Origin of the sequence: Streptomyces sp. NPDC005195 (assembly GCF_040608315.1) — a bacterium.
GTDB classification, from domain to species: domain Bacteria; phylum Actinomycetota; class Actinomycetes; order Streptomycetales; family Streptomycetaceae; genus Streptomyces; species Streptomyces kaempferi.
This window is the reverse complement of the sequence record NZ_JBEXHZ010000013.1, coordinates 104387-118577: the sequence shown is the minus strand read 5'-3', so window position 1 is coordinate 118577 and position 14191 is coordinate 104387. Positions and strand designations below refer to the sequence as shown.

General features: G+C 70.3%; 12 protein-coding genes. 8 read left to right on the top strand and 4 right to left on the bottom strand.

The annotated features are described in order from the left end of the window. The first annotated feature begins 211 nt into the window (after positions 1 to 211). From ABZV34_RS17060 to ABZV34_RS17050, 3 genes are read left to right on the top strand one after another with little or no spacing between them, the layout of a single operon-like run. On the top strand, positions 212 to 1099 hold the full coding sequence (locus tag ABZV34_RS17060) for an alkaline phosphatase family protein (protein ID WP_356276467.1): 888 nt from the start codon (positions 212 to 214) through the stop codon (positions 1097 to 1099). Position 1100: 1 nt separating this feature from the next. Next, positions 1101 to 2432: an MFS transporter gene (locus ABZV34_RS17055; RefSeq protein ID WP_356276464.1), complete on the top strand. Its 1332-nt coding sequence runs from the start codon at positions 1101 to 1103 to the stop codon at positions 2430 to 2432. Further along, positions 2429 to 3460: a TolB-like translocation protein gene (locus ABZV34_RS17050; RefSeq protein ID WP_356276461.1), complete on the top strand. Its 1032-nt coding sequence runs from the start codon at positions 2429 to 2431 to the stop codon at positions 3458 to 3460. Before ABZV34_RS17055 ends, ABZV34_RS17050 begins: the two co-directional genes overlap by 4 nt. A gap of 327 nt (positions 3461 to 3787) precedes the next feature. Here ABZV34_RS17050 and ABZV34_RS17045 read toward each other — a convergent pair whose 3' ends face one another. Then, complete coding sequence (locus ABZV34_RS17045) at positions 3788 to 4420, bottom strand: TetR family transcriptional regulator (protein ID WP_356276458.1); 633 nt, start codon at positions 4418 to 4420, stop codon at positions 3788 to 3790. A 247-nt stretch (positions 4421 to 4667) separates the two neighbouring features. Between ABZV34_RS17045 and ABZV34_RS17040 the strand changes: the two genes are divergently transcribed. After that, positions 4668 to 6242: an MFS transporter gene (locus ABZV34_RS17040; protein ID WP_356276615.1), complete on the top strand. Its 1575-nt coding sequence runs from the start codon at positions 4668 to 4670 to the stop codon at positions 6240 to 6242. Between the two features lie 161 nt (positions 6243 to 6403). Continuing rightward, complete coding sequence (locus ABZV34_RS17035; protein ID WP_356276455.1) at positions 6404 to 7306, top strand: NmrA family NAD(P)-binding protein; 903 nt, start codon at positions 6404 to 6406, stop codon at positions 7304 to 7306. Between the two features lie 330 nt (positions 7307 to 7636). On the opposite strand, the gene ABZV34_RS17030 is transcribed toward ABZV34_RS17035, so the two are convergent. Further along, a complete protein-coding gene (locus ABZV34_RS17030) occupies positions 7637 to 8440 on the bottom strand; it encodes a DUF1963 domain-containing protein (RefSeq protein WP_356276452.1) in 804 nt (267 codons plus the stop codon). 734 nt (positions 8441 to 9174) lie between these two features. After that, entirely contained in the window at positions 9175 to 10536 is a 1362-nt protein-coding gene (glnA, locus tag ABZV34_RS17025; protein WP_356276449.1) for a type I glutamate--ammonia ligase, read from the bottom strand. A gap of 330 nt (positions 10537 to 10866) precedes the next feature. Between glnA and ABZV34_RS17020 the strand changes: the two genes are divergently transcribed. After that, a complete protein-coding gene (locus ABZV34_RS17020) occupies positions 10867 to 12060 on the top strand; it encodes a globin domain-containing protein (protein WP_356276446.1) in 1194 nt (397 codons plus the stop codon). 70 nt (positions 12061 to 12130) lie between these two features. Here the strand turns inward: ABZV34_RS17020 and ABZV34_RS17015 are convergent, their stop codons facing one another. After that, the gene (locus ABZV34_RS17015; protein ID WP_356276443.1) at positions 12131 to 12565 is read right to left on the bottom strand and encodes an Rrf2 family transcriptional regulator; all 435 of its coding nucleotides are present in this window, start codon (positions 12563 to 12565) and stop codon (positions 12131 to 12133) included. A gap of 182 nt (positions 12566 to 12747) precedes the next feature. Here ABZV34_RS17015 and ABZV34_RS17010 point away from each other — a divergent pair, with 182 nt between their 5' ends. Both ABZV34_RS17010 and ABZV34_RS17005 read left to right on the top strand, forming a co-directional pair. Next, a complete protein-coding gene (locus ABZV34_RS17010) occupies positions 12748 to 13419 on the top strand; it encodes a DUF3105 domain-containing protein (RefSeq protein ID WP_356276440.1) in 672 nt (223 codons plus the stop codon). After that, on the top strand, positions 13416 to 14048 hold the full coding sequence (locus tag ABZV34_RS17005) for a DUF305 domain-containing protein (protein ID WP_356276437.1): 633 nt from the start codon (positions 13416 to 13418) through the stop codon (positions 14046 to 14048). Before ABZV34_RS17010 ends, ABZV34_RS17005 begins: the two co-directional genes overlap by 4 nt. Positions 14049 to 14191: the final 143 nt, after the last annotated feature.

Sequence of the window (14191 nt, the reverse complement as noted above, 5' to 3'; positions counted from 1 at the left end):
ACCGGAGAGGCGTGCGGAAGCGCCGGGGCGTGCGGTGACTCCTCCCGGGCGGGGCCGGCGGAACGGGGGCGCCGAAGGGACGGCGAGGCGGGCAGTTCACCAGGTCTTCATCCCCCGGGCCGGGTGCGGTGAGGCGGTCGAATGCTGGCGTGTACATGCTCTGTTCGCACTGTCATCGTCACCGTCACCTCTCCCCCACCGGAGGTCTGAAGTGTCCGGCAGAAACGTGTACCGCCGCCGCCGTGCCGTCGTGGCGTCCGCCCTCGCCTTCACCGCGGCCGCGGTGGGACTGTGGACCGGGCTCGGCGGGTCCACCACCGCCCATGCCGCGGCCGGGGTCCCGACCCCGGACCACGTGGTCGTCGTGGTCTTCGAGAACCACGCGTACAGCCAGGTGATCGGCTCCTCCAGCGCCCCGTACATCAACTCGCTCAAGACCGGGGGCGCCAACCTCTCCCAGTCCTACGCCGAGACGCACCCGAGCCAACCCAACTACTACGCCCTGTTCTCCGGGTCCACCCAGGGCGTCACGGACGACAGCTGCGTCAGGCCCGGCTTCTCCTCCGCGCCGAACCTCGCCTCCGAGCTGATCGCCGCCGGCAGGACCTGGGCGAGCTACAACGAGACGCTGCCCAGCCAGGGCTCCACGACGTGCAGCAGCGGCAAGTACGCGCAGAAGCACAACCCCTGGTTCGGCTTCGGCAACGTGCCGACGTCGAGCGCGAAGACCTTCACGCAGTTCCCGACCGACTACACGACGCTGCCGCAGGTCTCCTTCGTCGTCCCGAACCTGTGCAGCGACATGCACGACTGCTCGGTGTCCTCCGGGGACACCTGGCTGAAGAACAACCTGGGCGCCTACGCCACCTGGGCCAAGACCCACAACAGCCTGCTCGTCGTCACCTTCGACGAGGACAACCGGCTCAGCGGCAACAAGATCCCCACGGTTCTCTACGGCCAGCAGGTGACGGCCGGATCCTCCTCCACCACCACCTACAACCACTACGACCTGCTGCGCACCCTGGAGGACATGCACGGCCTGCCGCACGCCGGCAACGCCGCCTCCGGCAAGGACATCACCGGCATCTGGACGTCCTGAGATGTACGTGGCGGACAGCCGCGCCGGTGCGCGTGCGGCGTCCGCGGAAGGCGCCGCCCGGCCCCGTGCCGGGCGGCGCCGCGCCGCGGTCGCGCCCACGGTGCTGGCGCTCGGCACAGTCAGTCTGATCACCGATGTCTCGTCCGAGATGGTCACGGCGGTACTCCCCCTGTACCTGGTGGCGGGCCTCGGCCTCTCCCCGCTGGGCTTCGGCCTGCTGGACGGCGTCTACAACGGCTTCTCGGCGCTCGTCCGACTGGTCGGGGGTCATCTCGCCGACCGCGGCGGCGGCCGCCACAAGTGGGTGGCGGGCTTCGGCTACGGGCTCTCGGCGGCCTGTAAACCGCTGCTCCTGCTGGCGCACTCGCTGACCCCGATCGGCCTCGTCCTGGCCGCCGACCGCACCGGCAAGGGCCTGCGCACCGCCCCGCGCGACGCGCTGATCTCCCTGTCGAGCACTCCCGCGACGCGCGGCCGCGCCTTCGGCGTGCACCGGGCCATGGACACGGCGGGCGCGCTGCTGGGCCCGCTGGCCGCCTTCCTGATCCTGCGGGCGACGGTGGACGGCTACGACGCGGTGTTCACCGTGAGCTTCTGCGTGGCGGTGGTGGGAGTACTGGTGCTGGTGCTGTTCGTGCCGGGAGACACCCGCGCGAAGGCCGGGGCACGGTCCACGCGTGAGGCGACGGAGTCCGAGCCGCCGCCGGCCGGCGAGAACCCCGCGGGCACGACCGCGCCCCCCACCCTTCGCGCGGCCCTGTCCCTGCTGGCCACTCCCGCCGTACGCCGCGTCACCCTGTGCGCCCTCCTGCTGGGCCTCGCGACGGTCAGCGACGCCTTCGTCTTCCTGCTCCTCCAGCGGCGTCTGGGCGTACCGGACCGCTGGTTCGCGCTGCTCCCCCTCGGCACGGCCGCCGCGTTCCTCCTGCTGGCCGTCCCGCTGGGCCGCCTCGCCGACCGGATCGGCAGCCGGCGGCTGTTCCTGGCCGGCCACGGGGCCCTGCTGCTCGTGTACGCCCTGCTGCTCTCGGCCTGGCACGGCACGGCGCTGCCGTACGTGGTCCTGCTCCTGCACGGCGGTTTCTACGCGGCCACCGACGGCGTGCTGATGGCCGCGGCCTCCCAGAGCGTGCCGGAGGAACTGCGCTCGTCCGGACTGGCCCTCGTCCAGACCGGGCAGGCGCTGGCCCGCTTCGTCTGCTCGCTCGGCTTCGGCGCCGCCTGGACGGCCTGGGGCGACCGTACGGCCCTCACCGTGTCGGCCGTGCTGCTCGCGCTCGGGGTCCTGGTCGCGCTCGCCCTGCGGCCCACCCCTTCGGAAGGCCCCGCATGACCCTCCGTACCCGTCTCCTGGTGCTGGTCTCGGCCCTCGTCGTGCTGGCGGGCGTCGGCACGGCGTCCGTCCTGCACGCCTCGGCCCGCGCCGACCGCCGCGACCATGCCGTACCGGGTGGCCCGAGGATCGCCGCGGGGCAGGTGGCGCTCAGCACGCGGGGCCGCATGATCTTCCGGAACATGGCGTGGGGCCCGCACCGTGACGAAGTGACGTCGGTCCCGGCGTCGGACCCGGCGGGCCCGAGGACGGCCTCGAAGGTGAAGTGCCTGCGTTTCTACGCGGCCGGGGGCACGGGGGTCTGTCTGCAGTCGCAGCACGGCCCGGTCCAGGACACCTACCGGGCTGTCATCCTCGACTCCCGGCTCCGGGTGACGGCCCGCTACGACGTCCCCGGCATCCCGTCCCGCGCCCGCGTCTCCCCCAGCGGCCGCTACGCCGCCTGGACGGCGTTCGTGGGCGGTGACTCGTACGCGGGCACGAACTTCTCGACCCGCGCGGCGGTCGTCGACACCCGCACGGGACGGCTGACCCCGTCCCTGGAGGCGTTCCGTGTCGTGAAGGACGGCAGGACGTACCACGCGGCGGACGCCAACTTCTGGGGTGTCACCTTCGCCGCCGACGACCGCACGTTCTACGCGACGCTCGCCACCCACGGCAGTACGTACCTGGTCCGGGGCGATCTGCGCGCCCGCACCCTGACCACCGTCCACCCGAACGTCGAGTGCCCGTCGCTCTCCCCCGACGGCACCCGCGTCGCCTACAAGAAGCGGGTGGAGGGCCTCCCGAAGGACGCCCCCTGGCATCTGTACGTCCTGAACCTCCGCACCCTGCGCGAAACCCCTCTCGCCGAGCCCCGCAGCGTCGACGACCAGGCCGTCTGGCGCGACGACCGCACCCTCGTCTACGCCCTCCCCGGCGACTACGGAGCCGACCTGTACACCGTCCCGTCCGACGGCACGGGAAAGCCGCGGCGCATCAGCACCGCGGCGGTGTCCCCCGCGTACGTGAACCGGCCGACGGGCTGAACCCCACGGAACCACCGCCGGCGGACCGGCGACGGACCGTCCGCCGAGTGAGGCGCCACCGGACCCTCGGTCATGGACCGCGGTTCGGCCTGTGGCGCTCGGGAAAGTCGGGGTGTTCCCGGTAGGGGAGGGCATGATCGAGCAGGTCGTCGCACGGCCAGAGGTCACCGTCGAACCGGCAGTCGTCACGGCATTCTCGACGGCGGCGCATGCGCCGGCACCCGCTTCACGCCCGTCGCTCACCTCCAGACGCCGGCCGGCGGTCAGTTCCGCGGGCAGGACGGGACGGACCGGACGCAGCGCCTCGGCCGATCCGCCCGAGCCGGGTCAGTCCGTGCGCTGCCGCGGCTCGGACTGCCCGGTGTCGCTCCCGAGGAGGGCCGTGCGCGCGGCCCGCAGCAGTTCTTCGGAGATCGGGTCGTCCCTGGTGGCGCGGGCGAGTACGAGGGCTCCGACCATGGTGCAGAGCTGGGCCATGCCGTCGTCGTCGCCGGTGGCCACCCGAGCGGCGCGGTTGCGTACCCCGTTCCTGTAGATGTGGCGGACGTCGGCCGCCTGGCCGGGCTCGCGCCCCAGGTCGGTGGCGAACCCGGAGACGGGGCAGCCGTCCCCGGGGTGATCGCGGTGCCAGACCGAGAGGTAGTCCTCGATCATCGTCCGGCGGGCTGCCGCATGCTCCCCGGCGTGCTCGCGCTCCTGCTCGACGGCGCGCTCCTCGGCCTTCCCCTCCTCCGTCGCCGCCGAGTGTCCCGCCTGCTCCTCGAAGGCGTGCGTGATGGCCTCGCCGATCAGGTCCTCCTTGGAGGCGAACTGCTTGTGGAAGCCGCCGTGGGTGAGCCCGGCGGCCTTCATCAGGTCGGCGATGCTGACCGCGGTGCCTTTCTCACGGAACATCCGGGAGGCGGTGGCTACGACGCGCTCCCGGTTCTCCTCTGCCTGCGCCCGGGACACACGGCCCACGGAATCACTCTCCTCAGTAGATGTGGCTTGCCATCTATCCTACTCCCAGTTTAGATTGCTAGCGACATCTATTTACGTCGATGGGATCGACCGGCAGGTCAGCACGACCACGCGCCGCCTCCCACCGTCCGAGGGCCGACGACCCGGGCCCCGCGATCGCAGAGCCACCGACCAACACTGGAGACCCCCTGTGGCATCACCCCCCACCCCCACCGAGTCCTCCACGCCCGCGACGTCCACGCCGCCCGTGCCGCCCGCCCCGCGACAAGGCGTCTCCGAGGTGGTGCACCGCCGGCGCTGGGCCATCCTCACCGTGCTCTCGTTCAGCCTCCTGGTGGTGATGCTCGACAACTCGATCCTCAACGTGGCGATGAAGACCATCGCCCAGCCCGCTCCCACCGGACTCGGCTCCACCCAGGGCCAGTTGGAGTGGGCGGTCAACTCCTACACGCTGGTCTTCGCCGGACTGCTCTTCACCGCGGGCCTGCTCGGCGACCGGCTCGGCCGCAAGAAGGTGCTGCTCTTCGGCATGCTGGTGTTCGGCGTGGGATCGGTGCTGTCCGCGCTGTCGGACTCGTCCGGCCAGCTCATCACCTTCCGCGCCGTGATGGGCTTCGGCGGCGCCTTCATCCTGCCCGCCACCCTCGCGATCATCATGAACGTCTTCGAGCCCAAGGAGCAGCCCAAGGCCATCGGCATCTGGACCGGTGTGGTCGGTTTCGCCATCGCCGCCGGCCCCATCGCCGGCGGCGTCCTGCTGGAGCACTTCTGGTGGGGCTCGGTCTTCCTGGTCAATGTGCCGATCGTGGTCGCCGCGATGGTGGCGATGGCGGCGATCGTCCCCGACTCCAGGGATCCCCGGCCCGGCAGGCTCGACCCGGTCGGCGTACTGCTGTCCATCGCCGGCCTGGCGCTGCTGGTCTACGGCATCATCAAGGGCGGCCAGCTGGGCGACTTCACCCGGCCCGAGGCCTGGGCGACGATACTCGGCGGCCTGGCGGTCCTCGCCGGCTTCGTGGTGTACGAGGCCCGCAGCGACCATCCGGCCCTCGACGTCCGCTACTTCCGCAACCGGCGGTTCTCCGCGTCCGTCGCCGCCATCGGCCTGGTCTTCTTCGCCCTCATGGGCGTCACGTTCTTCAGCGTCTTCTACAACCAGAGCGTGCGCGGCTACAGCGTCCTGCAGTCCGGTCTGCTCGTGGTGCCGCTGGCGGTCTCCCAGATGTTCTTCGCCCCGAGGGCGCGGCTGGTCGTCAACCGCTTCGGCGCCCGAGCCGTATGCGCCACCGGGCTCGTCGTCACCGCCGTGGCCTTCGCCGGCTTCCTGCTGCTCGGCCAGGACACCCCCATCTGGGTACTGGAGGTGCTGTTCTTCCTGATGGGCACGGGAATGGCCCATGTGATGCCGCCCGCCACCGTCATGATCATGTCGTCGCTGCCACGGGAGAAGGCCGGCTCCGGATCCGCGGTCAACAACACCTTCCGGCAGGTCGGCGGGGCCATGGGGGTCGCCGTCCTGGGGTCGCTGCTGTCCACCACCTACCGCAACGGCATCGACGGCCATCTGGGCGCACTGCCCGCCTCCGACCGGCACACCGCGGGTGAATCCGTCCAGGCGACCCTGAGCGTCGCCGAGAAGCTGGGCCCGGCCGGCAGGTCGTTGGTGCGGCCCGCGCACGACGCCTTCCTCCACGCCATGCACATCACCGCGATGGGATCGGCAGCCGTCGCCCTGGTCGGCGCGGTCGTCGTACTGGTCTTCCTCCCGGGCAAGGACGCCGCCGTGGCCGCCGGCGGCAGTACCCGGCGCCAGACCCCCTGAGCCCGGCGCCAGACCGGCTGAGCCCGACCGCGGTCACGAACCGTCCCCGTCACCTCGTCGATTCACTCGACTCATCCACCTCATCACCTCATCAACGCAGCACCTCATCAAGGCATTTCAACCCAACGCGGCTGTTCCCACACTTCCAAGGAGATCGACCGATGGCTACTGACAACCTTGTTCTCATACCCGGTGCCGGCGGCGTGGGCCGCACGGTCTTCGAGCACCTGCGCGCCCAGGATGTGCCGGTGCGTTTCCTGGTCCGCCGCGAGGACGAGCGCGCCGCCGAACTGCGGGCGCTCGGCGCGGAGGTCGTCATCGGTGACCTGACCCGGCCCGAGACCGTGGCTGCCGCGCTGCGGGGCGTGACGCGGATGTACTTCGCGATGCGCGTCTCGCCGGACCACCTGCTGGCGGCTACCGTCGTGGCCTCCGTCGCGAGGGAGTACGGCGGGCTGGACGCCCTGGTCGACCTGTCGCAGATGACGGTGTCGCAGATGACCGCCACCAGCACCGAGGAGTCGCACCAGCAGCGGCTGCACTGGCTGGCGGAGCAGGTACTGGACTGGTCCGGCCTGCCCGTGGTGCACATCCGGCCGACGGTCTTCCTGGACACTCCGCTGTTCACCATGATGGCCGCGCGGTCGATCCAGGCGAACGGCACCATCGCGCTGCCGTTCGGCACCGGACGCACCTCGCCGGTCGCGGTGGACGACGTCGCCCGGGTCGTCGCCACCGTGCTCCGCGACCCGGCCCCGCACATCGGGCGGGTCCACGAGCTGACCGGGCCGCGCTCGGTCGACATGACGGAGCTGGCCGCGGAGTTCTCCCGGGCGCTGGGCCGTCCGGTGTCGTACGTGGACCTGCCGCTGGACCGGTGGAAGGCCCAGCTCCCGAAGCTGGGGATGCCGCCGCACCTCGAACAGCACGTCGCCACCATGGCCCAGTTGCACCGGGACGGCCGCTACGACCGCACGACCGACGGCGTCGAGCGCGTCACGGGCGCCCCCGCCCGGTCGATCGAGGAGTTCGTCGCCGCCCGCAAGGACTTCTACCTGGGCTGACCGCACCGCCGACGGCGTCCCAGGGGCCGCGAGAACAGCCGCGGGGCCCCGGTCAACGAGCAAGGGCCCCGCGTACCGCATCACGAAAAACGTCCCTGAACTGCCGCTGACCTGCCCCTGACCTGCCACTGACCAGCGCCTACAGCACCGGCAAGCTCTTCCGCAGCTCGAACGCCGTGACCTCGGAGCGGTACTCCTCCCGCTCCGCCCTCTTGTCGGGTTCTGATGCACGGCTGGTTGGCCGCGGGCTTCCTTCCCGCGATTCTCCGTGGCTCACCGCAGTATCTGGCACGTGTCTGGCACGCCTCTCGTTGCCTCCGAGGCTGCGCTCTAGCAGTCGTAGCGGTGCGCGTAGGGGAGTTCGGGACACTGGCGGCAGAGGAAGATATAGATGCCTCCGAGGTCACCCATGACCATGTCGAGGTCTTCCTCTGGGGTGACGCTGAGCAGGTGTTCCATGTCGTGGCCGCGGTGGCAGGCGGGCCAGTCGGGCGATTGGTTCCAGGCCGGATACCCCCCGACCTTGTTCTGCAGCGCACACGCCAGCAGTGTGTATTCCATGCCGAAGCGCTCTACGAGCTCGTCAATACGGGGTTGCAGAGTTTGTTGAAGCTCCTGCGGCAGGTCCCGGTTCGGGTACTCCACCACTGGGGTGGGGGACACCGTGCACGGACTGGGCATGAACTCTTCTTCGTACTCACCCTCCTGCGGGACGGGGATCTCCCGGAGCACGCCGGTGGCGAGAACGTCCGTCTCGCTGCGCCAGAAGAGCTTCGGCAGTGCAGCGCACGCCTGGTCTTGAGGGTGGATCAACGGACACCAGACCAGCTGGAGTACGTCCATGCCTTCCGGGAACTGAAGCTCGGGTACGTCGCGGGCGAAGAGCTGCATCACCGGCACCATGGGGACCGTCCCGGCCGGGCTCTTCTCGTTGGGCCACGCCCAGTGTCCCGGTTGTCCGCAGGAGGGCCAGGGCTCGACAACTGGCCAGAGCATGGGGCCGCCAAGAGAGCTCTCCCGGACACTGGGAGACCCGCTCTTCGGCAACAGCAACGTGGTTCGCCGGCCGAGAACCGCGAGCTCGGGTATCAGGTCATCCAGATCGAACGGCGGACCTGCAAAGCTCTGCGGCACTGGCGGGCCTCCTCGGATCAACAGCTTTTCGGCAACCTATCTCCTGCCGCTCAAACCGATCGCTCTGGGATCCCCGTCCCTGAAGCCTTCTTCTTGCCCTGGGTCCTGCCCAGGAAGTTGGCGACCTGCGTATTCGCTGATCCGAGCGGTGCCTCGCTGCGCCTGCGTAGGTGTCATTGGTCGTCGTTGGCCACTGTTGAGCAACCTCGCACGGCCCAGAGACGGCCCAGGACGCCAGGCCATCCACCGCACCGCACCTTCTGATCCTGACCCGACCGCGCCCTGGCGGGCGCACGCAACCAGCGGTTCACCCGCTGAGTTGACGACTTGACGCTGATCCAGCGGGGCGGTGCGAGGCGGGCGAGTGTGCGGGCGGCTCGCCCCGGCGCGACGTGCTGCTCTACGCGAGGACGACGAGACCGCCCGCTGATCCGTGGAGGCCCGCGACGGCGCCGTCGCGGGCAAGAGCCGCTGGTGGGATCTGGCATGCGAACGTAGAGCAAGACTTCGGCCCGAATCAAGCCCAGAAGATCAGCCGGACGTCGTCGACGGGTCGAGAGGCTCAGGCGGGTCGTCGTATGACAAAGGCGGTGGATTCCGTGTTCCAACACCGCGGTTCAGCGCGCTTGACGGCCCACAGACGGCCCAGTCGTAGCCGCACAGCCGAGAGGGCCCACGGTCGTCGACCGTGGGCCCTCTCGGAAAAGACAGCAGAAACCTGCCCTGACCAGCGCCTACAGCACCGGCAAGCTCTTCCGCAGCTCGAACGCCGTGACCTCGGAGCGGTACTCCTCCCACTCCGCCTTCTTGTTGCGGAGGAAGAAGTCGAAGACGTGTTCGCCGAGGGTCTCGGCGACCAGTTCGCTGCGCTGCATGAGGGCGAGGGCCTCGCCGAGGTTCTGGGGCAGGGGCTCGATGCCCATCGCGCGGCGCTCGGCGTCGGTGAGGGCCCAGACGTCGTCGTCGGCGCCCGGCGGGAGTTCGTAGCCCTCCTCGATGCCCTTCAGACCCGCGGCCAGGAGCAGCGCGTACGCCAGGTACGGGTTCGCGCCCGAGTCGATGGAGCGGACCTCGACCCGCGCGGAACCGGTCTTGCCGGGCTTGTACATCGGGACGCGGACGAGCGCGGAGCGGTTGTTGTGGCCCCAGCAGATGTACGAGGGGGCCTCGCCGCCGGCGCCCGCGGTGCGCTCCGAGCCGCCCCAGATGCGCTTGTAGGAGTTGACCCACTGGTTGGTGACCGCCGAGATCTCCGCGGCGTGCTTGAGCAGGCCCGCGATGAAGGAGCGGCCGACCTTGGAGAGCTGGTACTCCGAGCCGGACTCGTAGAAGGCGTTGCGGTCGCCCTCGAAGAGCGAGAGGTGGGTGTGCATGCCGGAGCCGGGGTGCTCGGAGAAGGGCTTGGGCATGAAGGTCGCGTGCACGCCCTGCTCCAGCGCCACCTGCTTCATGACCAGGCGGAACGTCATGATGTTGTCCGCCGTGGAGAGGGCGTCGGCGTAGCGGAGGTCGATCTCCTGCTGGCCGGGCGCGCCCTCGTGGTGGGAGAACTCGACGGAGATGCCCATCGACTCCAGCATGGTGATCGCCTGGCGGCGGAAGTCCATGCCGACGTTCTGGGGGGTGTGGTCGAAGTAGCCCGAGTTGTCGGCGGGGGTGGGGCGGGAGCCGTCCAGCGGGCGGTCCTTCAGCAGGAAGAACTCGATCTCCGGGTGGGTGTAGAAGGTGAAGCCCAGGTCGGAGGTCTTCGCGAGGGCGCGCTTGAGGACGTAGCGCGGGTCGGCGAAGGACGGGGAGCCGTCCGGCATCAGGATGTCGCAGAACATGCGCGCCGTGCCGGGGGCCTCCGCGCGCCACGGCAGCACCTGGAACGTCGACGGGTCGGGTTTGGCGATCATGTCGGACTCGTAGACGCGTGCGAAGCCCTCGATCGCCGAGCCGTCGAAGCCGATGCCCTCGTCGAAGGCCTGCTCGAGTTCGGCCGGGGCGACGGCCACCGACTTGAGGAAGCCCAGCACGTCCGTGAACCACAGCCGTACGAACCGGATGTCCCGCTCCTCCAGTGTCCGGAGCACGAACTCCTGCTGCTTGTCCATCTTCCGCTTCCACCCATCCTTGCTGGTCAGGCCGCCTGCTCCCACGCCTCGAAGACGGTCGGGGCACCTGAGCATCCCACCACAACACCATTTCGTGCGCGTTGCCGACCATGATCGGCCCGCCGACCACGGCGTGAACGCCTCGCCTACGGAAGGTGTCCCGCTCCGTTGCCCATACTGCCTGCTCAACCGCCTCCTTGTAATGCCCGGTCTCCACACTCCCTCCGCACTTTAATTTGCATCTCAGATGCAAGTTTAACTACCGTGCCTTACGGACCAGGGAGCCGCGACCGCGGCCCTCCGCTTCCGTCATGACCTTGAGGAGTCCCGATGCTGTCCGAGCAGTCCACCGTCACCGTGCGCGCCACCCTCCCCGCGGTCGGCGCGGCCATCGGCGAGATCGCCGACCGCTTCTACGACGGGCTGTTCGCCGCCCGCCCGGAGCTGCTGCGCGACCTCTTCAACCGTGGCAACCAGGCCTCGGGCATCCAGCGCCGGGCACTGGCGGGATCCATCGCCGCCTTCGCCGGCCACCTCGTCGAGCGGCCGGACGAGCGCCCCGACGTCATGCTGAGCCGCATCGCGCACAAGCACGCCTCACTGGGGATCGCTCCCGAGCAGTACGCGCTCGTGCACGAACACCTCTTCGCGGCCATCGCCGAGGTCCTCGGCGACGCGGTCACCCCCGAGGTCGCGGCCGCCTGGGACGAGGTCTACTGGCTGATGGCGAACGCCCTGATCGCCCTGGAGAAGCGGCTGTACGCCCAGCACGCGGACGGTTCCTCCGGCTGGCGGACGTGGGAGGTCGTGGGCCGCGACGAGGAGACCGCGGACGTCGCCACCTTCCGGATGCGCCCGGCCGACGGCGGGCCGCTGCCGGAGTTCCGGGCGGGCCAGTACGTCTCGGTCCGCGTGACGCTGCCGGACGGCGCCCGCCAGATCCGCCAGTACAGCCTCGCCGCCGCCCCGGGCTCGCCGGACCGCCGGATCGGCGTCAAGAGGGTGCGCGACGCCGGAAGCCCCGACGGCGAGGTCTCGAACCACCTGCACACCCGCGTGGGAGTCGGCGACACCCTGGAGGTCTCCGCCCCGTACGGCGATCTGGTGCTCGACGACACGGACGCCCCCGTGCTGCTGGCCTCCGCCGGCATCGGCGTCACCCCGATGATCGCCATGCTGGAACAGCTCGCGCTCTCCGGACACCGCGCCCCCGTCACGGTCGTGCACGCCGACCGCTCCCCCGCCGACCACGCGCTGCGCGCCGACCACGAGGCGTACGCGGCGAAGCTCGCCGACGCGTCGGTCCACTTCTGGTACGAGCGGGACTCCGAGGAGGCAGGAGCCGGCCTGCCCGGCCGCGCGGACCTCTCCTCGGTGCCGGTGGCCTCGGGCACCCAGGCGTACCTGTGCGGCCCGCTGCCCTTCATGCGGGCGGTACGCGCCCAGCTCCTCGGCAAGGGCGTGGCCGCCGCCGACATCCATTACGAGGTGTTCGGGCCCGACCTCTGGCTCGCCCAGGACTGAACGGAGCGCGGAACGGGACCGCCGGTCCCGTTCCGGAAGGACCGGCCAGCACCGGCCAGGAGAGCGACCCTCAGGGCCGGCTGGAGATTCCCAGCAGCAGCGGGCCGGTCGGGGCCGCGACCATGTCTGCCACCGTCAGCGGGTCCAGCGAGGCGAAGAAGGCCTCCTGGGCCCGCCGCAGCGCCCCGCGCAGCCGGCACGCGGAGTGCAGCGGACAGGGCGCGGCGCCCTCGCAGTCGACGACGTCGCCGTCCCCCTCGAAGGTCCGGACGAGGGCGCCGACCGAGGCCGTACGGCCCGCCTCGGTGAGCGTGAGGCCGCCGCCCCGGCCCCGGCGGGCCGCGAGCAGCCCGAGATGCTGGAGCTCGGCGACGACCTTCGCGGCATGCGTGTAGGGGACGTCCATGTCCGCCGCGACCTCGCGGGTCGTGGGCGTCGAGTCGCCCGCGACGGCGAGTCGCATCAGCACCCGCAGGGCCAGGTCGGTGGAGCGGAGCAGCCTCATGGCGCCCAGCGTAAATAATGTGCATCCAAGGTTCAAATTATCCGCGCGGGGCGTACGGAACCGCGGGCGCCCTTGTCGCGGAGCGCGCACCTTCGGACATTCTGCGCCCTGACCGCCTGTGGGGCGCCCCCTCCCCATTACGATCAGCGGACCCGACCGCCCCATCCCCATAAGGACTCGCCATGGGTTCCGCCAAGAACACCACCTCCGCGCAGCGCAAGGCGCGCATAGAAGAGATGCGCAAGACCGAACGTTCCCGGGAGCGTCGCAACCGGATCCTCACGATCACGGCCGCCACGGTCGTCGTCGTCGGTCTCGTGGTCGGCGGTGTCGTCCTGGTCAGGTCGCAGTCCGACAAGAGCGACACCTCGGCGAGCGACTCCAAGGGCGGCGGCTCCGGGCACTTCGTCGCGGGCAAGGACGGCGTGCGGACGTGGTCGGGGAAGCTCTCCCGCAATCACGTCACCAAGACCGTGAAGTACCCGATGGAGCCCCCGGTCGGCGGTGACCACAACCAGGTGTGGATGAACTGCAACGGCGACGTCTACGCCAAGCAGGTCAACAACATGAACGCCGTGCACTCGCTGGAGCACGGCGCGGTCTGGGTGACGTACAACGGCAAGGCCTCGGACGCCGACGTGAAGGCGCTCTCGGCGAAGGTCAAGAAGACCCCGTACACCCTGATGAGCCCCGTCGAGGACCAGAAGGACCCGATCATGCTCAGCGCCTGGGGCAAGCAGCGCACGGTGACGAGCGCGAGCGACCCGGCCGTCGACACGTTCTTCTCCGCGTTCGTGCAGGGCAAGCAGACGCCCGAGCCGGGCGCCGCCTGCACCAACGGTCTGTCGCAGTGAGCCGGACGAGGCAGGCGGGCTGGATCGCGGGCGCCACGGCGGCGGCACTGGTCGCCGCCGGGGCCATCACGTACGCGGTCGCCGAGAGCGACGACCCGGGGAACGGGGCGCCCGCCGCGGACTCCGCGGACGCGGGCTTCGCGCGGGACATGGCGGTCCACCACCAGCAGGCCGTCGAGATGTCCTACCTCGTGCGCGACCGCACGGGCGACGAGGAGGTACGGCGGCTCGCCTACGACATCGCGCAGACGCAGGCCAACCAGCGCGGCATGCTGCTCGGCTGGCTCGACCTGTGGGAGCTGCCGAAGGTGTCCGCGGACCCGCCCGTGACGTGGATGGGCATGGGCGACATGGCGTCCGGCAAGGACGGCGCGCTGATGCCGGGCATGGCGACCAACACCGAGCTGAAGAAGCTGAACACGCTGAAGGGCAAGCAGGCCGAGATCCTCTACCTGCAGCTGATGACCGACCATCACAAGGGCGGCATCCACATGGCCGAGGGCTGCGTCCAGAAGTGCACGGTCGGCGTGGAGAAGAGGCTCGCGCAGGGCATGGTCGACGCGCAGCAGTCCGAAATCAAGTTGATGGCCGACCTGTTGAAGGCGCGCGGCGCGAAGGCACGCGACTAGAGCCGCGACAGGCGACGTCCGCCCCGAGGCAGGCGAGGCGGGGCGTTCGTAACACGTCCCAGGGCTGTACCCGGGGCGGGGAACCCCTTCGCGCGAAGTCGAGGGATATCCCTACGACCGCGGAAGGGCTCTCTCCAAACCGG

Excerpts from the sequence above, each read along its gene's own strand:
- ABZV34_RS17055 (WP_356276464.1), top strand. The coding sequence starts at position 1,101 with ATGTACGTGGCGGACAGCCGCGCCGGTGCGCGTGCGGCGTCCGCGGAA.
- ABZV34_RS17050 (WP_356276461.1), top strand. The coding sequence starts at position 2,429 with ATGACCCTCCGTACCCGTCTCCTGGTGCTGGTCTCGGCCCTCGTCGTG.
- ABZV34_RS17035 (WP_356276455.1), top strand. The coding sequence starts at position 6,404 with ATGGCTACTGACAACCTTGTTCTCATACCCGGTGCCGGCGGCGTGGGC.
- glnA (WP_356276449.1), bottom strand. The coding sequence starts at position 10,536 with ATGGACAAGCAGCAGGAGTTCGTGCTCCGGACACTGGAGGAGCGGGAC.
- ABZV34_RS17020 (WP_356276446.1), top strand. The coding sequence starts at position 10,867 with ATGCTGTCCGAGCAGTCCACCGTCACCGTGCGCGCCACCCTCCCCGCG.
- ABZV34_RS17015 (WP_356276443.1), bottom strand. The coding sequence starts at position 12,565 with ATGAGGCTGCTCCGCTCCACCGACCTGGCCCTGCGGGTGCTGATGCGA.
- ABZV34_RS17010 (WP_356276440.1), top strand. The coding sequence starts at position 12,748 with ATGGGTTCCGCCAAGAACACCACCTCCGCGCAGCGCAAGGCGCGCATA.